Here is a 21,366-nt window from a genome sequence, read left to right as displayed (position 1 = left end):
CCGGCACGCCCTCTCGCCGCACCGGCCGAAACCCCAAGTACGTCCGGTCCATCAACGGCGTCTTCCGTCCGGCACGCCGAGAGGACGCCCCGGACGCCGCTCCTTACCGGGCAAACTTGCCTGCCGCGGCACTAGTTCACCGGCGGGCGCTCACGCCGGGTTCTGGGTGGTCAGGGCCTGGGACAGTTCGGTGGCCACCTGCTGGAGGACCGGGACGATGCGTTCCGTCGCCGTCTCGGTGACGCGGCCTGCCGGGCCCGAGATGGAGATGGCGGCCGCGGTGGGGGAGTCGGGTACCGACACCGCGAGGCAGCGGACGCCGATCTCCTGTTCGTTGTCGTCGACCGCGTAGCCCTGGCGGCGCACGTCGGCCAGCGCCGCCAGGAACCCCTCCGGCGTGGTGATCGTCTTCTCGGTCGTGGCCGGCATGCCCGTGCGGAAGAGCAGGGCCCGCACCTCGTCGTCCGGGAACCCGGCGAGCAGGGCCTTGCCGACGCCCGTGGAGTGGGGCAGGACGCGCCGCCCGACCTCGGTGAACATGCGCATCGAGTGCTTGGAGGGGACCTGGGCGACGTACACGATCTCGTCGCCGTCCAGCAGGGCCATGTTCGCCGTCTCGCCGGTCTCCTCGACCAGGCGGGCGAGGTAGGGGCGGGCCCAGGTGCCGAGCAACCGGGACGCGGACTCGCCGAGCCGGATCAGGCGAGGGCCGAGCGCGTACCGGCGGTTGGTCTGCTGGCGGACGTAACCGCAGGCCACGAGCGTGCGCATCAGGCGGTGAATGGTGGGCAACGGCAGCCCGCTGCTCGCGGACAGCTCGCTGAGACCGACCTCGCCGCCCGCGTCGGCCATCCGCTCGAGCAGGTCGAAGGCGCGCTCGAGTGACTGGACTCCACCGTTGGACCTGGCGGAGTCGGTGGTGCTGGCGCTGGACGTCGGCACGGCGCGTTCCTTTCGGGGCTGGCAGGAAGGGCAGAAGCCTACCCGCCGGTCGGTTGACTCCCTGCTGGTGCGTGGATACGTTCTGCTTGACGGAAGCTTAATTCCGCTTTATGGAAACGTCCAGGGTGACGGTCGGTGGCGGTCGAGAAGGTCCCGCCGGAAAGTGTGCCCCTTGACGGCGCGGGAACGGGAGTGAAGACTCCTTCAACAGAAAGTTGAATTCCGTTACGCGGAAGTTAACGGCGGCAGAGAGGGGTCCGGGTGTCCGACGCTGAACTGGTGCTGCGCTCGACGCGCGTCATCGCCCCGGAGGGAACGCGAGCCGCCTCGGTCGCGGTCTCCGCGGGCACGATCACGGCCGTACAGTCCTACGACGCCCCCGCACCGGAGGGCGCCCGGCTGGTGGACCTCGGCGACGACGTCCTGCTGCCCGGCCTGGTCGACACGCACGTGCATGTCAACGACCCGGGCCGCACCGAGTGGGAGGGCTTCTGGACCGCCACGCGCGCGGCGGCGGCCGGCGGCGTCACCACCCTCGTCGACATGCCGCTCAACTCCCTCCCGCCGACCACGAGGGTCGACCACCTCCGCACGAAGCAGGCGGTCGCCGTCGACAAGGCGCACATCGACGTCGGCTTCTGGGGCGGCGCCCTGCCCGACAACGTCAAGGATCTGCGCCCGCTGCACGAGGCCGGGGTCTTCGGCTTCAAGGCATTTCTCTCCCCCTCGGGCGTGGACGAGTTCCCGCACCTCGACCAGGACCAACTCGCCCAGTCCCTCGCCGAGATCTCCTCCTTCGGCGGCCTGCTCATCGTGCACGCCGAGGACCCGCACCACCTTGAGGCGGCCCCACAGCAGGGCGGCCCCAAGTACGGCGACTTCCTCGCCTCCCGCCCGCGCGACGCCGAGGACACGGCGATCGCCCAGCTCATCGCCCAGGCGAAACGCCTCCACGCGCGCGTGCACGTCCTGCACCTGTCCTCCTCCGACGCACTCCCGCTGATCGCCGAGGCGAAGGCGGAAGGCGTCCGCATCACGGTCGAGACCTGCCCCCACTACCTCACCCTCACCGCCGAGGAGGTCCCGGACGGCGCGAGCGAGTTCAAGTGCTGCCCGCCCATCCGCGAGGCCGCCAACCAGGACCTGCTCTGGCAGGCGCTGGCCGACGGCACCATCGACTGCGTGGTCACCGACCACTCCCCGTCGACGGCCGACCTCAAGACGGACGACTTCGCCACCGCCTGGGGCGGCATCTCCGGCCTCCAGCTGAGCCTGTCCGCCGTCTGGACCGAGGCCCGCAGGCGCGGTCACTCGCTGGAGGACGTGGTCCGCTGGATGTCCACACGGACGTCCGAACTGGTCGGCCTGGAAGCGCGCAAGGGCGCCATCGCGCCCGGCCACGACGCCGACTTCGCGGTCCTCGCCCCCGACGAGACGTTCACCGTCGACCCGGCGGCCCTGCAGCACCGCAACCGGGTGACGGCCTACGCGGGCAGGACCCTGTACGGCGTGGTCAGGTCGACCTGGCTGCGCGGCGAACGCATCGTCCACGACGGCGAGTTCACACCACCGAAGGGCCGACTCCTCACCCGCACCCCCTGATCCTGCTCCGCACCCGCAGCGGCCGACTCCCGAAAGGCACCCATCCCGTGACGGCGATCCCCCGTTTCACCGGCGACGCGAACCCCTACGGAGGCGGTGACCCGTACGCCGACTACCGCACAGCCGACTTCCCCTTCACCCGGTACGCCGACCTCGCCGACCGGCGCCTCGGCGCGGGCGTGATCGCCGCCAACGACGAGTTCTTCGCCCAGCGCGAGAACCTGCTGGTGCCCGGGCCCGCCGAGTTCGACCCCGAGCACTTCGGGCACAAGGGCAAGGTCATGGACGGCTGGGAGACCCGCCGTCGGCGCGGTGTCTCGGCGGAGCACCCGTGGCCGACGGCGGACGACCACGACTGGGCCCTGGTCCGCCTCGGCGCGCCCGGTGTCGTCCGGGGCATCGTGGTCGACACGGCCCACTTCCGCGGCAACTACCCGCAGGCGGTGTCCGTCGAGGGCGCGTCCGTACCGGGCTTCCCCTCCCCGCAGGAACTCCTCGGCGACGACGTCGAGTGGACGACCCTCGTCCCGCGCACCCCGGTCGGCGGCCACGCGGCGAACGGTTTCTCCGTCTCCGTCGAGCAGCGCTTCACCCACCTGCGCGTCAACCAGCACCCCGACGGCGGCATCGCACGCCTGCGCGTGCACGGCGAGGTCGTCCCGGACCCCGAGTGGCTGGCCACCCTCGGCACCTTCGACGTCGTCGCCCTGGAGAACGGCGGCCGGGCCGAGGACGCCTCCAACCTCTTCTACTCCCCGGCCACCAACACCATCCAGCCGGGCCGCTCCCGCAAGATGGACGACGGCTGGGAGACCCGCCGCCGCCGCGACCAGGGCAACGACTGGATCCGCTACCGCCTGGCCGCCCAGTCCCAGATCCGCGCGATCGAGATCGACACGGCCTACCTCAAGGGCAACAGCGCGGGCTGGGCCTCGGTGTCCGTGAAGGACGGCGAGGACGGCGACTGGCACGAGATCCTCCCGCGCACCCGCCTCCAGCCCGACACCAACCACCGCTTCGTCCTGCCGACCCCGGCCGTCGGCACGCACGCGCGCGTGGACATCTTCCCGGACGGCGGCATCTCCCGCCTGCGCCTGCACGGCTCCCTGACGGACAACGGCGCAACAGCCCTGGCGGCCCGCCACCAGGAACTGGGCGGCTGACGGCTGATGTCAAGCCCCTCGGCGTCCGACAGCCCCTCCGGCGTTTGAGGAGCGGGGGTCCGGGGGCCGGCTGCCGGACCGGGACGGGTAGGGGCGGCGGGGGCGAAACAAGGAACCCGGAACCACCCTCCGACGTTCAGTCCACGTGACACTTCAGCAAGAGATCGTCGGCAACGCCATGCAGATGGCGGTCGTCAGCCTGCAACCCGGCCAGACCGTCTACTGCGAAGCCGGAAAGTTCCTGTTCAAGACGACGAACGTGACCATGGAGACCCGCCTGTCCGGTCCGTCGAACAACGGCGGCCAACAGCAGAGCGGCGGCGGCATGGGCGGCATGCTCCGCCAGGCCATGGGCACCGCCATGCAGGTCGGCCAGCGTATGCTCGCGGGCGAGTCGATGGCGTTCCAGTACTTCAGCGCGCAGGGCGGCGAGGGCACCGTCGGCTTCGCCGGCGTGCTCCCCGGCGAGATGCGCGCCCTGGAACTGAACGGCACGCGCGCGTGGTTCGCCGAGAAGGACGCCTTCGTGGCCGCCGAGTCCACCGTCGACTTCGGCATCGCCTTCCAGGGCGGCCGCACGGGCATGAGCGGCGGCGAGGGCTTCATCCTGGAGAAGTTCACCGGCCACGGCACGGTGATCATCGCGGGCGCAGGCAACTTCATCGATCTCAACCCGGCCGACTTCGGCGGCCGCATCGAGGTGGACACGGGCTGCGTCGTCGCCTTCGAGGAGGGTATCCAGTACGGCGTCCAGCGCATCGGCGGCCTCAACCGCCAGGGCATCATGAACGCCGTCTTCGGCGGCGAGGGCCTCTCGCTGGCCACCCTGGAGGGCAACGGGCGCGTCATCCTGCAGTCCCTCACCATCGAGAGCCTCGCCAACGCCCTGAAGAAGGCCCAGGGCGGCGACAAGCAGGGTCCGACGGGCGGACTGTTCTCGACGAACGCCGGGTGAGGAGCCGTCCGTACGAGGACCGATGAGTTGCGGGAGGCCGCGGGGTCTGAGGTGATGACAACAGACCCCGCACCAGGAAGCAGGCACCCGCCATGGGCAAGCTCGTCTCCACGATCTTCGTCACGCTCGACGGTGTCTACCAGGCACCCGGCGGCCCCCGGGAGGACACCCGGGGCGGTTTCGAACACGGCGGCTGGAGCTTCGTGTACGGCGACGAGGACTTCGGCCGGTTCGTCACCGAGGTCTTCGAACGCCCCGCCGCGTTCCTCCTCGGCCGCCGCACCTACGACATCTTCGCCGCGCACTGGCCGAAGGTGACCGACCCCGCCGACCCGATCGCCGCCAAGCTCAACGCACTGCCGAAGTACGTCCCCTCGGCCACGCTCACCCACCCCGCCTGGGCCAACACGACCGTGATCAGCGGGGACCTGGTCAAGGAGGTCACCGCCCTCAAGGAACGCGCCGACGGCGAGCTCCAGGTGCACGGCAGCGGCGCCCTCGTCCGCTCCCTGCTGGACCTCGGCCTGCTCGACACCGTCCATCTGGTGACGTTTCCCGTGGTCCTCGGCTCCGGCCTCCGCCTCTTCCCGGAGGGCACCGTGCCGACGAAGTTCCGCCGGACCGACGGCCGTGTCACCCCCGCCGGGGTCTCCATCCAGACCTACGACGTGGTCGGCCGGCCCGACTACGGCTCCTACGAACTGCCCGAGAACGCTTAGCCGTTGTGGGCAGAACAGCCCGGGAGGCCCGGTCGTCCGTCGACCGGGCCTCCCGGACCGTCACAGTGACCGACGGCCGGACCTCAGCAACCGAAGTCGATGAGGTCGAACGTGGCGTAGTGGTCCGAGGTGTAGTAGTCCTCCTGGGTCTGCTCACCGGTGACGATGCGACGGGCGCCGCGCGTGGAGGAGCCCGGCGTGATCACCGTGTACTCGTGGTAGTAGCCGGACGGCTCGCCGGGCAGCACGCCTTCGCGGTTGGAGAAGACGGTGCCGTCCTGCGAGTACGGGTACGGGCCGCCCTGGGCGATCAGGTCCAGGGTGTCGTGCGCCTGGGAGGGCAGGTTGCTGTAGCAGATGCTGCCGACCGCGGCGGACGCCGGGGTGGCGGTGACGGCACCGCCGACGAGGAGGGCGGACAGAACGGCGGCTGCCGCGCCGATGCGAGTGATGCGTGGGGGGAATCTCACGCTCTCATGATGACGCGCGTAGATGGTGGCATGTCAATGACAACTATGGAGAATTCGCCGTCAAGTCCGATGAGTTTGCGCCGAGTTAACCTGGGCCCCGGAGTCACCACACAGCCGGCCGCCGGAAACCGCCGGCCTGCGCCGAAAGTCTGCGGCGGTGCGACTTTGGTCGGCGATCCTGTGCGGGGGAGGGGTGCGGGACGCCCTCCCTGCGTAGATTTGTCGACCGTGAACGATGACGAGCCGGCCCGGTCCGTGGGGCGCAGATGGCTGTTCCCGTCCGCCCTCCTCCACGAACTCGACCCGGACGCCGGGCGGTTCGGACCCTCGGGGCGGCCCCGGCGCACGGTCCGCGACTGGATCGTCGACTCCACGTGTTTCCTGCTCGCCGTCGCCATCGGCCTGGCCGCCGCGAACACCCTGTCCCACGACCCGCACACCCCGCACTCCCTCGCCGTCCTCGACCAGCTGTTCGGTGTGCTGGCCTGCGGGGCCGTCTGGCTGCGCCGCCGCTGGCCGCTGGGCCTCGCCGTCGCCATGCTCCCCGTCGGCCTGGTCTCGAACACGGCGGGCGGCGCCGGCATGATCGCCGTCTTCACCCTCGCCGTGCACCGGCCCTTCCGGTACGTCGCCTGGATCGGCGGCATCTCGCTGGCGCTGGTCCCGCCGTACTTCTGGATGCGCCCCGACCCCGACCTGCCGTACCCCGGCGCGGTCGCCTTCGCCGAGCTGCTCACCCTGACGGTCATCGGCTGGGGCATGTTCGTGCGGTCCAAGCGGCAGCTGATGGTGAGCTTGCGGGACCGTGCCCGGCGCGCCGAGACCGAGGCGCGGCTGCGGGCGGAGCAGGCACAACGACTCGCGCGTGAGGCCATCGCCCGGGAGATGCACGACGTCCTCGCGCACCGGCTGACCCTGCTCAGCGTGCACGCGGGCGCCCTGGAGTTCCGGCCCGACGCGCCCCGGGAGGAGGTCGTGCGGGCGGCCGGTGTCATCCGTGAGAGCGCGCACGAGGCCCTGCAGGACCTGCGCGAGATCATCGGCGTGCTGCGGGCCGGCGAGTCCGACGAGGCGGGCCGTCCCCAGCCGACGCTCGCCGCGCTGGACGCCCTGGTCGCCGAGTCCCGCGAGGCGGGGATGAAGGTCACCCTGGTCGGCCGCGTCACCGACCCCGCCGCCGTACCCGCCTCCGTCGGCCGCACCGCCTACCGCATCGCCCAGGAGGGCCTGACCAACGCCCGCAAGCACGCACCCGGCACGGAGGTCACGGTCTCGGTCGAGGGCGCCCCCGGCGACGGCCTCCTGGTGGCCGTGCGCAACCCCGCCCCCGAAGGCGACGTGCCGCACGTCCCCGGCTCCGGGCAGGGCCTGATCGGGCTGACGGAGCGGGCCACGCTGGCCGGGGGCCGGCTGGAGCACGGAGCGGAGGAGGACGGCGGGTTCCGGGTGCGGGCCTGGCTGCCCTGGGGGTGACTTCCAGCGATGCGCCGACTGCGGATCTGATTACGTAAGGCCCATGACTGCTGCGATCCGACTGCTCCTCGTCGACGACGATCCCCTGGTGCGGGCAGGCCTTTCCCTGATGATGGGGGGCGCCGACGACATCGAGATCGTCGGCGAGGCCGCCGACGGCGGTGAGGTGGAGGCGATCGTCGACCGCACCCGCCCGGACGTCGTCCTCATGGACATCCGGATGCCGTCGGTCGACGGGCTCACCGCGACCGAACGGCTGCGGGCCCGCAAGGACGCCCCGCAGGTCGTGGTCCTCACCACCTTCCACGCCGACGAACAGGTGCTGCGCGCCCTGCGCGCGGGGGCCGCCGGGTTCGTCCTCAAGGACACCCCGCCCGCCGAGATCGTCGACGCGGTGCGCCGGGTCGCGACCGGCGACCCCGTGCTGTCGCCCACCGTCACCCGCCAACTGGTCCAGCACGCGGTGGGCAACGCGGCCGACACCCGGCGCACGCGCGCCCGCGCGCGGGTCGCGCTTCTCAACGACCGGGAGCGCGAGGTCGCCCTCGCCGTCGGCCGCGGGCTCGCCAACGCGGAGATCGCCGCCGGACTGTACATGAGCGTCGCCACCGTGAAGACCCATGTCTCCCGCATCCTGGCCAAGCTCGACCTCAACAACCGTGTGCAGATCGCCCTGCTGGCGTACGACGCGGGGCTGCTGGACGAATCCGAGGGGAACGGGCACTGACGGCGGCCGCCGTGCGTTGTCCAGGTGCCGGGAGCAGAACCGCACGGGGGAGGGCGGGCATCAGCATGGCGGAGTTGATCGACCTGGGGGAGTTCGGCGACGCGTTCCGCACGGACCCACATCCCGTGTACGCGCGCCTGCGTGAGCGCGGCCCCGTGCACCGGGTGCGGCTGCCGGGTCTGGACGCCCATCACGAGACCTGGCTCGTCGTCGGCCACGAGGAGGCGCGGGCCGCGCTCGCCGACCCGCGGTTGTCGAAGGACGGCAGCAAGATCGGCATGATCTTCCTCGACGAGGAGCTGATCGGGAAGTACCTGCTGGGCGCCGACCCGCCGCAGCACACCCGGCTGCGCTCCCTGGTCTCCCGTGCCTTCACCATGCGGCGGGTGGAGGAACTGCGGCCCAGGATCCAGGAGATCACCGACGACCTGCTCGACGCGATGCTCCCGCGCGGGCGGGCCGACCTCGTCGAGTCGTTCGCCTACCCGCTGCCCATCACGGTGATCTGCGAACTGCTGGGCGTGCCCGAGATCGACCGCTCGGAGTTCCGCAAGCTCTCGACCGAGGCGGTCGCGCCGACCGACGCCGGCAGCGAGCACAGCGCGTTCGTGCGGCTCGCCGAGTACCTCGCCGAGCTGATCGAGGACAAGCGGTGCGCCGGGCCGAGCGGCGACCTGCTGAGCGACCTGATCCGCACCACCGCCGAGGACGGCGACCGGCTCTCCGCGGGCGAACTGCGCGGCATGGCCTTCGTGTTGCTGATCGCCGGGCACGAGACGACGGTCAACCTCGTCACCAACGCCGTCCACGCCCTGCTCACGCACCCGGACCAACTCGCCGCCCTGCGCGCCGACCTGGGCCTGGTGGACGGTCTGGTGGAGGAGACGCTGCGCTACGAGGGGCCGGTGGAGAACGCCACGTTCCGGTACGCCGCCGAGCCCCTGGAGATCGCCGGCACGCGGATCGTGCGGGGCGAGGCGGTGATGATCGGGCTCAGCGCCGCCGACCGCGACGCCCTGCGCTATCCCGACCCCGACCGTTTCGACGTCCGTCGCGACACCCGCGGCCACCTCGCCTTCGGGCACGGCGTCCACTACTGCCTGGGCGCGCCTCTGGCCCGCCTCGAAGCCCGCACCGCCCTGCGTACCCTCCTGGACCGCGCCCCCGCCCTCACCCTCGACGGCCCACCCGGCGACTGGCTCCCCGGCATGCTGATACGGGGCGTGCGCAGCCTGCCGGTGCGCTGGTAGGACGCCGGGACGGGGAGGCCGCCGCGGCCTTGGGGCTCACCTGTACGCGGATTCCGCCCTGCCCGGTATCTCCGCCAGGGCCACCGGGCGGCGCTCGCGTCGGGAGGCCTCGCAGGCCTCGGCGATCCGCAGGGCCTGGAGGGCCTCGCGGCCGTCGCAGGGGTTGGCACGCCGGCCGAGGACGACCTCGACGAACGCGGACAGCTCGGCCTCGTAGGCGGGCCCGAAGCGCTCCAGGAACCCGGACCAGGGCTTGTCCGCGGCCGGCGGTCCCGTCGGCTCGGTGGACGCGATCGGCGTACGGTCGTCCAGGCCGACGACGATCTGGTCCAGCTCCCCGGCCAGCTCCATGCGGACGTCGTACCCGGCGCCGTTCATCCGCGTCGCCGTGGCCGTGGCGAGCGTGCCGTCGTCCAGCGTCAGCAGCGCGGCCCCGGTGTCGACGTCGCCCGCCTCGCGGAACATCGCGGGCCCGGCGTCGGACCCGGCCGCGTACACGTCGACCACCTCGTGCCCGGTGACCCAGCGCAGGACGTCGAAGTCGTGGATCAGCGTGTCCCGGTACAGCCCGCCGGACAGCGGCAGCCACGCGGGCGGCGGCGGAGCCTGGTCGGAGGTCAGCGCCCGTACGGTGTGCAGCCGCCCGAGCCGCCCCGAGCGCACCGCCTCCCGGGCTCCCGCGTAGCCCTTGTCGAAGCGGCGCTGGAACCCCATCTGGAGAATGGTTCCGGCGGTCTCGACCTCGGCGATCGCCGCTAACGTGCCGGCCAGGTCCAGCGCGATCGGCTTCTCGCAGAACACCGGGAGCCCCGAGCGGGCTGCCCGACCGATCAGTTCGCCGTGGGCCGCCGTCGCCGTGGTGATCACCACCGCGTCCACGCCCCACCTGAAGATCTCGTCCACTCCCGGCGCCGCCGTCTCCCCGAGCCGGTGCGCGAGTTCCTGGGCCCGTGCCGGATCCACGTCCGTGAGGATCAGCGAGCCCACCTCGTGGTGGCGGCTGAGCGTGTTCGCATGAATGGTGCCGATGCGGCCCGTACCGATGACCCCGATGCGCATGAGAACAAAAGTGGGGCTCCGAGCCGCACCCTGTCAATGCGTATGTCCGGACAATCGAACTACACAACTTCCCGTCAACAACTCGTGGAGCTACGCTCGGCCCGTGCCGAAACCAGAAGTTGACCCCACCGTGTCGCTCGAGCTCAGTGTCGACCGGAGCTCTCCCGTGCCGCTGTACTTCCAGCTCTCGCAACAGCTGGAGGCGGCGATCGAACACGGAGCGCTCACCCCCGGCAGCCTGCTGGGCAACGAGATCGAGCTCGCCGCACGGCTCGGCCTGTCCCGGCCCACCGTCCGCCAGGCCATCCAGTCGCTCGTCGACAAGGGCCTCCTGGTACGCCGTCGCGGTGTCGGCACCCAGGTCGTGCACAGCCAGGTCAAGCGGCCCCTGGAACTCTCCAGCCTCTTCGACGACCTGGAGGCGGCCGGCCAGCGTCCCGCGACGAAGGTGCTGGTCAACACGGTCGTCCCGGCGACCGTGGAGGTCGCCGGCGCCCTCGGGGTCGCCGAGGACAGCGACGTGCACCGGGTGGAACGCCTGCGCCTCGCGCACGGCGAACCCATGGCGTACCTGTGCAACTTCATCCCGCCGGGCCTGCTCGACCTGGACACGGCCCAGCTCGAGTCCACCGGCCTGTACCGCATGATGCGCGCCGCGGGCATCACCCTCCACAGCGCCCGCCAGACCATCGGCGCCAGGGGGGCCACCGCCGCCGAGGCCGACCGCCTGGGCGAGCCGGAGGGGGCCCCGCTCCTCACCATGCAGCGCGTCACGTTCGACGACACGGGCCGAGCGGTCGAATACGGCACCCACACCTACCGCCCGACCCGCTACTCCTTCGAGTTCCAGCTCCTCGTACGGTCCTGACGGCGAGCGACGAACCGGCGGGTATGTCGCAATGTAACGGCAACCGGCACGCTCCTGCCGACACCCCCGCGCTCCCCCGTTCGGCACCGGGGCCGGGGGTGCGGCACAATCGGGCCTTGATGAGCACCTACGGCAACTTCACCGCCCCCATAGGCTCCCGCCGCGCCCCCGCACTGCGCACCGTCGGCACCCGGGAACGCCGGTCACACCTGACCGCTCCCCGGGTCCCCACCGTCGGGATCGACATCGGCGGCACCAAGGTGATGGCCGGCGTCGTGGACGCCGACGGCAACATCCTGGAGAAGCTCCGCACGGAGACGCCGGACAAGTCCAAGAGCCCCAAGGTCGTCGAGGACACCATCGTCGAACTGGTCCTGGACCTTTCCGACCGCCACGACGTGCACGCCGTCGGCATCGGCGCGGCCGGCTGGGTCGACGCCGATCGCAACCGCGTCCTGTTCGCCCCCCACCTCTCCTGGCGCAACGAGCCGCTGCGCGACCGTCTGGCCGGCCGCCTCGCCGTGCCCGTCCTGGTCGACAACGACGCCAACTCCGCCGCCTGGGCCGAGTGGCGCTTCGGAGCGGGCCGCGGCGAGGACCACCTGGTCATGATCACTCTGGGTACCGGTATCGGCGGCGCCATACTGGAGGACGGCCAGGTCAAGCGCGGCAAGTACGGCGTCGCGGGCGAGTTCGGGCACATGCAGGTCGTGCCCGGCGGCCACCGCTGCCCGTGCGGCAACCGCGGCTGCTGGGAGCAGTACAGCTCCGGCAACGCGCTGGTGCGGGAGGCCAAGGAGCTGGCCGCCGCCGACTCCCCGGTGGCGTACGGGATCATCGAGCACGTCAAGGGGCAGATCGGCGACATCACCGGCCCGATGATCACCGAGCTGGCCCGCGAGGGCGACGCGATGTGCGTCGAACTGCTGCAGGACATCGGCCAGTGGCTCGGCGTCGGCATCGCCAACCTCGCGGCGGCCCTCGACCCGTCCTGCTTCGTGATCGGCGGCGGCGTGTCCGCGGCCGACGAACTGCTGATCGCGCCCGCGCGGGACGCCTTCAAGCGGCAGCTCACCGGTCGCGGCTACCGCCCCGAGGCCCGTATCGTGCGCGCCCAGCTCGGCCCCGAGGCCGGCATGGTGGGCGCCGCCGACCTGGCCCGACTGGTCGCCCGCCGCTTCCGCCGCGCCAACCGGCGCCGGGTGGAGCGGCACGAGCGCTACGCGCGGTACACGGAGGCCCGCCGCTCCACCCGGGACACGGCATGACGCCCACGCTGCCGCGTCAGGCCTCCTCGCCGGACGATCCGCAGCGGCCGCCCGAGGACCGGCGCCACAAGATCCGCCGCCGGGCGCTGACCCTGCTCATCATCGTGCTGCTCATCGGCGTCCCGGCCGGCTACCTGGTGATCTCCGCCGCCCAGAGCCGCGACAGCGGCAAGGACAAGGAGGCCAAGTACGCGGCGACCGGCCTCACCAAGGGCTGGCCCTCGCAGGTGCAGCGCCGCCTCTACGAGGTGCCGATGCCGCACCCCTCGGGCAAGGTCGCGTCCTACGAGACCAACAACTGGAAGACCAGCCGCCTCTACGTCCAGTTCCAGACACCCGTGGCCAACCTCGACGTCTTCCTCCACGACATGGGCGTCACCCGTGCCGACCTGAAGAAGGACGACATCACGATCAGCGCCCGCGACCAGCAGATCACCGGCTGGAAGTTCACCCGCCCCGGCCCCTGGTACGGCCTCACGCACGAGCAGAAGAACCCGCAGCCCACGCAGGACGTCGTGGTGAACCTGTCCGACGCGCACAACCCGTTCTTCTACGTCGTCTCCCGCACGGCCCCGTGACCCGGCGGGCGGCCTCGGCACGGTCGCCGGGGCCGATTGTCAGACCCCGCCCGTAGAGTCGGAGACGTCTGATCCGACACACGGACGGGGAGGTGACAGGTCGTATGGGTGAACGGGCCGCGGTGGCCGATCGTGAGCAGGAGACGAGGGCGTCGGTCCCGCTCCGGCTCGCGGCCGTCTTCCTGCCCGCGCCCCTGCCCCGGGACGGCCGGATCGCCTTCTGGGACCCCGACGGCGGCCCGCTGCCCACCGAGGACACCGAGCTCACCGTCGTACGACGACACGGCTCGGGCGTACGGCGCAGGACCACCCCCGCCGTGACCCTCCCGGTCGGCGAGGCGCTGCCCCTCCTCGTCCGGGCCCGGCGGGACCCGGCCGCCCACCCCGCCACCGCCTGCTGGGGCGCCGCCGCCCTGCACGCCCTGCGGCTCACAGCGCGCGGGCGCCTGCTGCCCGGTCTGACGGCGAGCGGCCATGACGCCTGGCGCGCGGGCCCGCTGGACCCGGACGACATCGCGCACCTGAGGGCGGTCGCCGCCGCCCTGCCGTCCGAGGGCCACGCCGTCCCGCTGCCCGGCCCCGGCCCGCTCACGCTGCCCGAGCCCGAGGCGCTGATGCGCTCCTTCCTGGACGCGGTCGCGGACACCCTGCCCCGCACCCCGGCCGCACCGCACGCCTTGGGAAAGCCCTTCGCCGACCGCCGCCCGCACCGCCTGCCCGACGCCCACGACTGGGCCGCGGAGGTCGCCGCCGGCATGGACGCGGGCGTGCGCATCTCGCTCCGCCTCGACCTGTCGGCCCACGACCTGTTCGACGGGGAGGACGGCGTGCGGACGGCGGGCGCCGCGATCGTCCAGGTGCACAGCCTCGCCGACCCCACCCTGGTCGCCGACGCCGCGGCGCTGTGGGCGGGCGAGGCGGACGCGGTCTTCGGCCCGCGCGCCCGCGTGGACGCGGCTCTCGCCCTCCGCCGGGCGGCCCGCGTCTGGCCGCCCCTTGACCGCCTCTGCGAGCAGGACGTGCCCGACGTCCTCGCCCTGCACGACGAGGAGCTGGGCGACCTGCTCGGCGTCGCGGCGACCCGGCTGGCGGCGGCCGGGGTCGCGGTGCACTGGCCGCGGGACCTCGCCCACGACCTGTCCGCGGCCGCCGTGGTACGCCCGGCGCCCGGCTCGGCGACGGACGGCACCGGCTTCTTCGAGAGCGAGGAACTCCTCCAGTTCCGCTGGCAGTTGGCGCTCGGCGGCGACCCGCTGAGCGAGGCGGAGATGGACGCCCTCGCCGAGGCCCACCGCCCGGTCGTACGGCTGCGGGACCGCTGGGTCCTGGTCGACCCCGCCCTCGTCCGCAAGGCCCGCAAGCGGGAACTGGGCCTGCTCGACCCCGTCGACGCGCTCTCCGTGGCCCTCACCGGCAGCGCGGAGGTCGAGGGCGAGACGGTCGAGGCGGTACCGGCCGGCGCGCTCGCCGCCCTGCGCGACCGCCTCACGGCCGGAGTGCGCCCCGCCGAACCACCCCCCGGCCTGCGCGCCACCCTCCGCGACTACCAGCTCCGGGGCCTGGCCTGGCTCGACCTCATGACCTCCCTCGGCCTCGGCGGCTGCCTCGCCGACGACATGGGGCTCGGCAAGACGATCACGGTCATCGCCCTCCACCTAAGGCGGGCCCGCCGCGAACCGACCCTGGTCGTCTGCCCCGCCTCGCTGCTGGGCAACTGGCAGCGGGAGATCACCCGCTTCGCCCCCGGTGTCCCCGTCCGCCGCTTCCACGGCCCCGAACGCACCCTGGACGACCTCGACGTCGGCTTCGTCCTGACGACGTACGGCACGATGCGGACGACGGCGCCGCAACTGGCCGAGCGGCGCTGGGGCATGGTCGTCGCGGACGAGGCACAGCACGTCAAGAACCCGTACTCGGCGACGGCGAAGGCACTGCGCACCATTCCGTCACCCGCGCGCGTGGCACTCACCGGCACCCCGGTGGAGAACAACCTCTCCGAACTGTGGGCCCTGCTCGACTGGACCACCCCCGGCCTCCTCGGCCCGCTGAAGTCCTTCCGCGCCCGGCACGCGCGCGCCGTGGAGAACGGAGAGGACGAGGAGGCGGTGCGGCGGCTGGCCCGCCTGGTCCGCCCCTTCCTGCTGCGCCGCAAGAAGTCCGACCCGGGGATCGTCCCCGAACTGCCGCCCAAGACCGAGACGGACCACCCGGTACCGCTGACCCGCGAACAGGCGGCCCTGTACGAGGCTGTGGTGCGGGAGTCCCTGCTGGCCATCGAGACCTCGGAGGGCATCGCCCGCCGGGGGCTGGTGCTGAAGCTGCTCGGAGCCCTGAAGCAGATCTGCGACCACCCGGCGCTGTACCTCAAGGAGGAGGCCGCGTCCGCCGATCGCCTGCTCACCCGGTCCGGCAAACTCGCCCTGCTCGACGAGCTGCTGGACACCCTGCTGGCCGAGGACGGATCGGCCCTCGTCTTCACCCAGTACGTGGGCATGGCCCGCCTGATCACCTCCCACCTGGCCTCCCGCGCCGTCCCCGTGGACCTGCTGCACGGCGGCACCCCGGTTCCCGAGCGGGAGCGCATGGTGGACCGGTTCCAGAGCGGCGCCACCCCGGTCCTGGTGCTGTCGCTGAAGGCGGCCGGTACCGGACTGAACCTCACCCGCGCCGGCCACGTCATCCACTTCGACCGGTGGTGGAACCCGGCGGTGGAGGAACAGGCCACCGACCGCGCCTACCGCATCGGCCAGACCCAGCCCGTCCAGGTCCACCGGCTCATCACCGAGGGCACGGTCGAGGACCGCATCGCCGAGATGCTCGCCTCCAAGCGCGCCCTCGCCGACGCCATCCTCGGTTCCGGCGAGTCGGCCCTCACGGAACTGACCGACCGCGAACTGAGCGACCTCGTCTCCCTCCGGAGGCCGTCATGACCCCGGGCCCGGCGGACGAGGCCCGCCGAGCCCTGCGCGAGGCCCGCGAGCGGCAGCGGCGGCCGGCCGGGGAAGAAGGGGAGACGGCGCAAGCGGAGGCCGAAGGTGGCGAGCCCTGCGAGACGGTCGAGTCCGCTGAGAGGGAGGACGGCCCCCACCCGGGCGACGGCGCCCGCGCGGCCCTGCGCAGGGCGGTCGCCGCCGGTTTGTCCTCGGTCGGGGGAGACGCCGGGGGGACGTCGAGCGGCCCGGCGCCGCAGGTTCAGGACGGCGTGGCAGGTGTGTTGGCCGACGGTGGCCAGGAGGAGGCCGGCTCGTCCGCCGTCGCGGCTCCGGGTGAGCAGGCCGGTACGGCGGCCCCGCGGCCCGCTGAAGCCGCGCGCGAGGCCTTGCGCGCCGCGCGGAGTGAGGCGCGGCGGGCGGAGGCGGAGCGGGTGGGCGGACGGTCCGCGCGGAGGTCGCGGCGCGCGGAGCCTGCGGCCGGCGGACCGGTCGGCCGGCGTGGCGGCGGGGTACCGGCGCGAGACCTGCGGGAGTTCCTGGCAGGCGCCTTCCGGATGCCCAATCCGGAGGGGGAGGAACCGGACCTCGACGACGGTGCCGAGCGGGGGAGTCCAGGCGCGAGCGCCCCTCGATCGGCGCCGCGCCCGGCACCCGTTCCGCTCGACCCCTCCCATGCCCCGGAGCCCGCCGACCACCCCGCGACACCCCAGCACGCCCGCACCATGGCCGCCCCCGCCCGCGACAGCGAACTGCGCCGCACCTTCCCCGCGCTACCGGCCCCGGCCGCCAGGCCCACCTCCGCCTCCGACTCCTGCGAACCCCGGTTCGCCGAGACCTGGTGGGGCAACGCCTGGGTCACGGCCCTGGAGGAAGGCGCGCTGGACGCCAAGCGACTCGCGCGCGGACGGAGTTACGCCGAGCAGGGGCACGTGGACGCCATCACGGTCACGCCCGGACTGGTGCTGGCCTACGTGCAGGGCAGCCGTCCCCGCCCCTACCGGGTACAGGTCCGGCTGCGCACGCTGGACGAGGCCGACTGGGACCGGTTCCTGGACGCGGCGGCCGAGCGGCCCGGACACATCGCCGCGCTGCTCGACAAGGAACTGCCCCAGTCCCTCGCCGACTGCGGAGTGCCGCTGCTGCCGGGCCCGCGCGACCTCGACCCGCACTGCAGCTGCCCTGACCGCGGCCACCCCTGCAAGCACGCGGCCGCCCTCTGCTACCAGACGGCCCGGCTGCTCGACGCGGACCCCTTCGTCCTGCTCCTGCTGCGCGGCCGGGGCGAACGCGAACTGCTCGACGCCCTCTCCCGGCTCAGCGCCACCCGCGCGGCCCGCGCCGCCCAGGACCGAGCACCGGCCCAGCTCCCCGGCGTACGCGCCACCGAAGCCCTCGCACCCCGCCGACTCCCGCCCCTTCCCCCGCCGTCGCCGGTGCCTCCGCACCCCGAGCAGCCCCCGGTCTACCCGGCCGCGCCGGGCGGCCCCGACCCCTTCGCCCTGGACCAGCTCGCCACCGACGCCGCCGCACGCGCCCACGCCCTGCTCGGTACCGGCCGCGATCCGGTGGCCGAGCTGACGCTGTGGCAGGACGCGGTCCGCATCGCCGCCGCCCGCCCCGGCTCCGGCCTCACCGCCGGCACCCGCGCGCTCTACGCCTCGCTCGCCACCGCCGCCGACCGCACCCCGGCCGAGCTGGCCCGCGCGGTCGCCGCCTGGCGGCAGGGCGGACGGGAGGGGCTCGCCGTCCTGGAGGAACCCTGGGACCCGCCGGCCGGCCGCTTCGACCGGGCCCGCCCGCTCCTCCTCGCCGCCGACCTGCCGGCCTTCCGGCCCTGGCGCAACCGCCTCACCCATCCCCGCGGTCATGTCCAGCTCCGCCTCGGCCGCGACGGCCTGTGGTACGCCTACGAGTCGGAGCCCGGCCACGACGACTGGTGGCCCCGCGGCACCCCGGATCTCGACCCGGTCGGCGCCCTCACGGGCCTGGGCACACCGAACGACCTCTGAACACCGGCTGAACCCTGACCGCCGTCGCCGACCGGTCCTGCCCCAGGTCGGGCCGGGTGCCGTAAGAGTGCCGTCAAAGGTGCGCGGGCCGCCGTATGGGACCCGTCAACGGCGCTCGCATCCGGCCAGGGACCGGGTTTTGCTCTAGGCGTCCGATCCGCTCGCGGATTCCCGCACCTCCCCCAGGAGCTCACGATGGCCGACCTGGCCTTCGTCGTCGCCACGATCGCGTGCTTCGCGCTGGTGGCCCTCGTCGCCAAAGGGGTGACCAAGCTGTGACGGTCGAGAACATCGTCGGCCTGGTCGTGGCCGTCGCCCTGCTGGGCTATCTCGTCCTCGCCCTGATCTTCCCGGAGAGGTTCTGAGCCACGCCATGGGTCCCGTACTCGCGGGCGTGCTCCAGCTGCTCGCCCTCATGGGCGCGCTGGCGCTCGCCTACATCCCGCTCGGCAACTACATGGCCGGGGTCTACTCCTCCGACAAGCACTGGCGGGTCGAGAGGTGGATCTACCAGGGCATCGGCGCCAACCCCGACGCCGAGATGCGCTGGGCCGCCTACCTCCGCGGTGTCCTCGCCTTCTCGGCGGTCAGCGTCCTCTTCCTCTACCTGCTGCAGCGGCTCCAGGGCGTCCTGCCCGGTTCACTCGGGTTCTCCTCGGTCAACCCGGCGCAGTCGTTCAACACCGCCGCGTCCTTCGTGACCAACACCAACTGGCAGTCTTACTACGGCGAACAGACCATGGGTCACGTCGTGCAGACCGCCGGTCTGGCCGTGCAGAACTTCGTCTCCGCGGCCGTCGGCATCGCCGTCGCGGTGGCGCTGGTACGGGGCTTCGCGCGCTCGCGCACCGGGGAGCTGGGCAACTTCTGGACCGACCTGGTGCGCGGCACCATCCGGATCCTGGTGCCGGGCGCGGCGATCGCCGCGATCGTGCTGGTGGCGTGCGGTGTCATCCAGAACTTCTCCGGCATCCACGAGGTCGGCCAGTTTTTCAACGGGCACAGCATGGGCGGTTCGCAGCAGTGGAACGGCGGGGCGGTGGCCTCGCAGGAGGCCATCAAGGAGTTCGGCACGAACGGCGGTGGCTACTTCAACGCCAACTCGGCGCATCCCTTCGAGAACCCGACGCCCTTCACGAACCTGTTCGAGATCTTCCTGCTGCTGGTCATCCCGTTCGCGCTGACGCGCACCTTCGGCGTCATGGTCGGTTCGGTCAAGCAGGGGTACGCGATCCTCGCCACGATGGCCGGCATCTGGCTGGGCTTCGTCGCCCTGATGATGTGGAGCGAGTTCGCCCACCACGGACCGGCGCTGCAGCTGGCCGGCGGGGCGTACGAGGGCAAGGAGGTCCGCTTCGGCGTCGGGTCCTCGTCGATCTTCGCGGTGTCGACCACGCTGACCTCGACCGGCGCGGTGGACTCGTTCCACTCCTCGTTCACCGGCCTGGGCGGCGGTATCACCATGCTGTCCATGATGCTGGGAGAGATCGCGCCCGGCGGTACCGGCTCCGGCCTGTACGGCATGCTGGTCATGGCGGTCATCGCGGTGTTCATCGCCGGGTTGATGGTCGGCCGTACGCCCGAGTACCTGGGCAAGAAGATCGGCTCGCGTGAGATCAAGCTGGCGGCCTGCTACATCCTGATCACGCCGGCCCTGGTGCTGGTCTTCACCGCGGCCTCCATGGCCCTGCCGACCCCGCCGCACTCCATGCTCAACTCCGGAGCGCACGGCTTCTCCGAGGTGCTGTACGCCTTCACGTCGGCGTCGAACAACAACGGCTCGGCGTTCGCCGGTCTGAACGCGAACACCGACTGGTACAACACGATGACCGGCCTCGCGATGATCCTCGGGCGCTTCCTGCCGATGGTGTTCGTGCTGGCGCTGGCCGGCTCGCTCGGCGAGCAGCAGCCGGTCCCGGTGACCGCGGGCACCCTGCGGACCGAGAAGCCCCTGTTCACCGGGTTGTTGGTGGGCGCGATCCTGATCATCACCGGTCTGACGTACTTCCCGGCCCTCGCGCTGGGCCCGCTGGCCGAGGGGCTGGCGTCATGAGCACCCGAACCGAGATCCACGAGGACCCGATGTCCACTGCCACTCCGACCCGGGCGCCGCACAGCGACGTACCCACCGGGCACAAGCCCGCCGAAGGACGTGTCGGCGCGGGCCTCTTCGACCCCAAGCAGTTGGTCAAGTCGCTGCCGGACGCCTTCCGCAAGCTCGATCCGCGGGTGATGGTCAAGTCGCCCGTGATGTTCGTGGTGTGGATCGGCTCGGTGCTGACGACCGTCTTCTCCTTCAAGGACCCGGGCAACTGGTTCGGCTGGGCGATCAGCGCCTGGCTGTGGCTGACCGTGGTCTTCGCCAACCTGGCGGAGGCGGTCGCCGAGGGCCGCGGCAAGGCGCAGGCCGACACCCTGCGCAAGGCCAAGACCGACACGGTCGCGCGCAGGCTCGTCGGTGACAGCGAGGAGCAGGTCCCGGGCACCGCCCTGACCATCGGCGACCTGGTGGTCTGCGAGGCCGGCGACATCATCCCGGGTGACGGTGACGTCATCGAGGGGGTCGCCTCGGTCGACGAGTCGGCGATCACCGGCGAGTCGGCGCCCGTCATCCGCGAGTCGGGCGGTGACCGCAGCGCCGTCACCGGCGGCACGAAGGTGCTGTCCGACCGGATCGTCATCAAGATCACGACGAAGCCCGGCGAGACCTTCATCGACCGGATGATCAACCTGGTCGAGGGCGCGGCCCGGCAGAAGACGCCGAACGAGATCGCGCTGAACATCCTGCTCGCCTCGCTGACGATCGTGTTCCTGCTGGCCGTGGCCACCCTGCCGCCCTTCGCCGACTACGCGGGCACGCGTCTGACGATGGTCGTGCTGGTGGCGCTGCTGGTCTGCCTCATCCCGACCACGATCGGCGCGCTGCTCTCGGCGATCGGCATCGCGGGCATGGACCGCCTCGTCCAGCGCAACGTCCTGGCGATGTCCGGCCGCGCGGTCGAGGCCGCCGGCGACGTGTCGACGCTGCTGCTCGACAAGACGGGCACCATCACCCTCGGCAACCGCCAGGCGTCCGAGTTCGTGCCGGTGCGCGGGACGACGGAGGCGGAGGTCGCGGACGCCGCCCAACTGTCCTCGCTGGCCGACGAGACACCCGAGGGCCGCTCCATCGTCGTCCTGGCGAAGGAGAAGTACGGGCTGCGCGAGCGCCACCAGGGGGAGCTCGCCGGCGCCGAGTGGATCGCCTTCACCGCGCAGACCCGTATGTCCGGTGTGGACGTCGACGGGCGCAAGATCCGCAAGGGCGCGACCGGTTCGGTCATCGCCTGGGTCAAGGAGGAAGGCGGCAC

At 72.3% G+C, this 21,366-nt stretch carries 18 protein-coding genes; 15 read left to right on the top strand and 3 right to left on the bottom strand.

The window, feature by feature from the left end; translation table 11 throughout:
• Positions 1 to 150: 150 nt before the first annotated feature.
• On the bottom strand, positions 151 to 942 hold the full coding sequence (locus ACIRVK_RS42945) for an IclR family transcriptional regulator (RefSeq protein ID WP_404257194.1): 792 nt from the start codon (positions 940 to 942) through the stop codon (positions 151 to 153).
• A 261-nt stretch (positions 943 to 1,203) separates the two neighbouring features.
• On the opposite strand from ACIRVK_RS42945, the gene allB reads away from it, so the two are divergent.
• The 4 genes from allB (at position 1,204) to ACIRVK_RS42925 (ending at position 5,381) form a co-directional block, all read left to right on the top strand.
• Positions 1,204 to 2,544 (top strand): allantoinase AllB, encoded by a 1,341-nt coding sequence (gene allB / locus ACIRVK_RS42940; protein ID WP_404257192.1) that lies wholly within the window; start codon positions 1,204 to 1,206, stop codon positions 2,542 to 2,544.
• A gap of 47 nt (positions 2,545 to 2,591) precedes the next feature.
• Positions 2,592 to 3,707, top strand: a complete 1,116-nt coding sequence (alc, locus tag ACIRVK_RS42935; RefSeq protein ID WP_404257190.1) for an allantoicase — start codon at positions 2,592 to 2,594, stop codon at positions 3,705 to 3,707.
• Between the two features lie 145 nt (positions 3,708 to 3,852).
• A complete protein-coding gene (locus tag ACIRVK_RS42930) occupies positions 3,853 to 4,662 on the top strand; it encodes an AIM24 family protein (RefSeq protein WP_404257188.1) in 810 nt (269 codons plus the stop codon).
• A gap of 92 nt (positions 4,663 to 4,754) precedes the next feature.
• Positions 4,755 to 5,381, top strand: a complete 627-nt coding sequence (locus ACIRVK_RS42925; protein ID WP_404257187.1) for a dihydrofolate reductase family protein — start codon at positions 4,755 to 4,757, stop codon at positions 5,379 to 5,381.
• An 83-nt stretch (positions 5,382 to 5,464) separates the two neighbouring features.
• Here ACIRVK_RS42925 and ACIRVK_RS42920 read toward each other — a convergent pair whose 3' ends face one another.
• Positions 5,465 to 5,851, bottom strand: coding sequence for a ribonuclease (locus tag ACIRVK_RS42920; RefSeq protein WP_404257185.1), 387 nt, complete (start codon positions 5,849 to 5,851; stop codon positions 5,465 to 5,467).
• Positions 5,852 to 6,070: 219 nt separating this feature from the next.
• On the opposite strand from ACIRVK_RS42920, the gene ACIRVK_RS42915 reads away from it, so the two are divergent.
• From ACIRVK_RS42915 to ACIRVK_RS42905, 3 genes are all read left to right on the top strand, one after another.
• Positions 6,071 to 7,324 (top strand): sensor histidine kinase, encoded by a 1,254-nt coding sequence (locus ACIRVK_RS42915; protein WP_404257183.1) that lies wholly within the window; start codon positions 6,071 to 6,073, stop codon positions 7,322 to 7,324.
• A gap of 43 nt (positions 7,325 to 7,367) precedes the next feature.
• Positions 7,368 to 8,051: a response regulator gene (locus ACIRVK_RS42910; protein ID WP_404257181.1), complete on the top strand. Its 684-nt coding sequence runs from the start codon at positions 7,368 to 7,370 to the stop codon at positions 8,049 to 8,051.
• Positions 8,052 to 8,116: 65 nt separating this feature from the next.
• On the top strand, positions 8,117 to 9,301 hold the full coding sequence (locus tag ACIRVK_RS42905; RefSeq protein ID WP_404257179.1) for a cytochrome P450: 1,185 nt from the start codon (positions 8,117 to 8,119) through the stop codon (positions 9,299 to 9,301).
• Between the two features lie 36 nt (positions 9,302 to 9,337).
• Here the strand turns inward: ACIRVK_RS42905 and ACIRVK_RS42900 are convergent, their stop codons facing one another.
• Positions 9,338 to 10,360, bottom strand: a complete 1,023-nt coding sequence (locus ACIRVK_RS42900; protein ID WP_404257177.1) for a Gfo/Idh/MocA family oxidoreductase — start codon at positions 10,358 to 10,360, stop codon at positions 9,338 to 9,340.
• 130 nt (positions 10,361 to 10,490) lie between these two features.
• Between ACIRVK_RS42900 and ACIRVK_RS42895 the strand changes: the two genes are divergently transcribed.
• The 8 genes from ACIRVK_RS42895 to kdpB form a co-directional block, all read left to right on the top strand.
• Positions 10,491 to 11,228 carry a GntR family transcriptional regulator gene (locus ACIRVK_RS42895; RefSeq protein WP_404257198.1) on the top strand — a complete coding sequence of 246 codons (738 nt, stop codon included), beginning with the start codon at positions 10,491 to 10,493 and terminating at the stop codon, positions 11,226 to 11,228.
• Positions 11,229 to 11,347: 119 nt separating this feature from the next.
• A complete protein-coding gene (locus ACIRVK_RS42890; RefSeq protein ID WP_404257196.1) occupies positions 11,348 to 12,496 on the top strand; it encodes an ROK family glucokinase in 1,149 nt (382 codons plus the stop codon).
• Entirely contained in the window at positions 12,493 to 13,074 is a 582-nt protein-coding gene (locus ACIRVK_RS42885) for a sugar kinase (protein WP_404257175.1), read from the top strand. Before ACIRVK_RS42890 ends, ACIRVK_RS42885 begins: the two co-directional genes overlap by 4 nt.
• 104 nt (positions 13,075 to 13,178) lie before the next feature.
• Complete coding sequence (locus ACIRVK_RS42880; RefSeq protein WP_404257173.1) at positions 13,179 to 16,004, top strand: DEAD/DEAH box helicase; 2,826 nt, start codon at positions 13,179 to 13,181, stop codon at positions 16,002 to 16,004.
• Positions 16,001 to 18,016, top strand: coding sequence for an SWIM zinc finger family protein (locus ACIRVK_RS42875; protein WP_404257171.1), 2,016 nt, complete (start codon positions 16,001 to 16,003; stop codon positions 18,014 to 18,016). The genes ACIRVK_RS42880 and ACIRVK_RS42875 overlap by 4 nt, the downstream gene beginning before the upstream one ends.
• Before the next feature lie 275 nt (positions 18,017 to 18,291).
• Positions 18,292 to 18,381, top strand: a complete 90-nt coding sequence (gene kdpF, locus ACIRVK_RS42870; RefSeq protein ID WP_067057375.1) for a K(+)-transporting ATPase subunit F — start codon at positions 18,292 to 18,294, stop codon at positions 18,379 to 18,381.
• Positions 18,382 to 18,389: 8 nt separating this feature from the next.
• Entirely contained in the window at positions 18,390 to 20,069 is a 1,680-nt protein-coding gene (gene kdpA / locus ACIRVK_RS42865) for a potassium-transporting ATPase subunit KdpA (RefSeq protein WP_404257169.1), read from the top strand.
• Positions 20,066 to 21,366, top strand: a 1,301-nt coding sequence (kdpB, locus tag ACIRVK_RS42860; protein WP_404257167.1) for a potassium-transporting ATPase subunit KdpB, incomplete at its 3' end; no start/stop codon positions are given. The genes kdpA and kdpB, both read left to right, overlap by 4 nt.

The sequence above is a fragment of the Streptomyces sp. NPDC101152 genome (assembly GCF_044768275.1).
Taxonomy (GTDB): Bacteria; Actinomycetota; Actinomycetes; order Streptomycetales; family Streptomycetaceae; genus Streptomyces.
Note: the sequence above shows the minus strand (reverse complement) of the source record. Positions and strands in the feature narration are given on the sequence as shown.

Bases quoted from the DNA above. Each gene is read 5' to 3' on its own strand.
- ACIRVK_RS42910 (WP_404257181.1), top strand. From the start codon at position 7,368: ATGACTGCTGCGATCCGACTGCTCCTCGTCGACGACGATCCCCTGGTG.
- ACIRVK_RS42900 (WP_404257177.1), bottom strand. From the start codon at position 10,360: ATGCGCATCGGGGTCATCGGTACGGGCCGCATCGGCACCATTCATGCG.
- ACIRVK_RS42905 (WP_404257179.1), top strand. From the start codon at position 8,117: ATGGCGGAGTTGATCGACCTGGGGGAGTTCGGCGACGCGTTCCGCACG.
- kdpA (WP_404257169.1), top strand. From the start codon at position 18,390: ATGGGTCCCGTACTCGCGGGCGTGCTCCAGCTGCTCGCCCTCATGGGC.
- ACIRVK_RS42890 (WP_404257196.1), top strand. From the start codon at position 11,348: ATGAGCACCTACGGCAACTTCACCGCCCCCATAGGCTCCCGCCGCGCC.
- ACIRVK_RS42875 (WP_404257171.1), top strand. From the start codon at position 16,001: ATGACCCCGGGCCCGGCGGACGAGGCCCGCCGAGCCCTGCGCGAGGCC.
- ACIRVK_RS42880 (WP_404257173.1), top strand. From the start codon at position 13,179: ATGGGTGAACGGGCCGCGGTGGCCGATCGTGAGCAGGAGACGAGGGCG.
- ACIRVK_RS42925 (WP_404257187.1), top strand. From the start codon at position 4,755: ATGGGCAAGCTCGTCTCCACGATCTTCGTCACGCTCGACGGTGTCTAC.
- ACIRVK_RS42885 (WP_404257175.1), top strand. From the start codon at position 12,493: ATGACGCCCACGCTGCCGCGTCAGGCCTCCTCGCCGGACGATCCGCAG.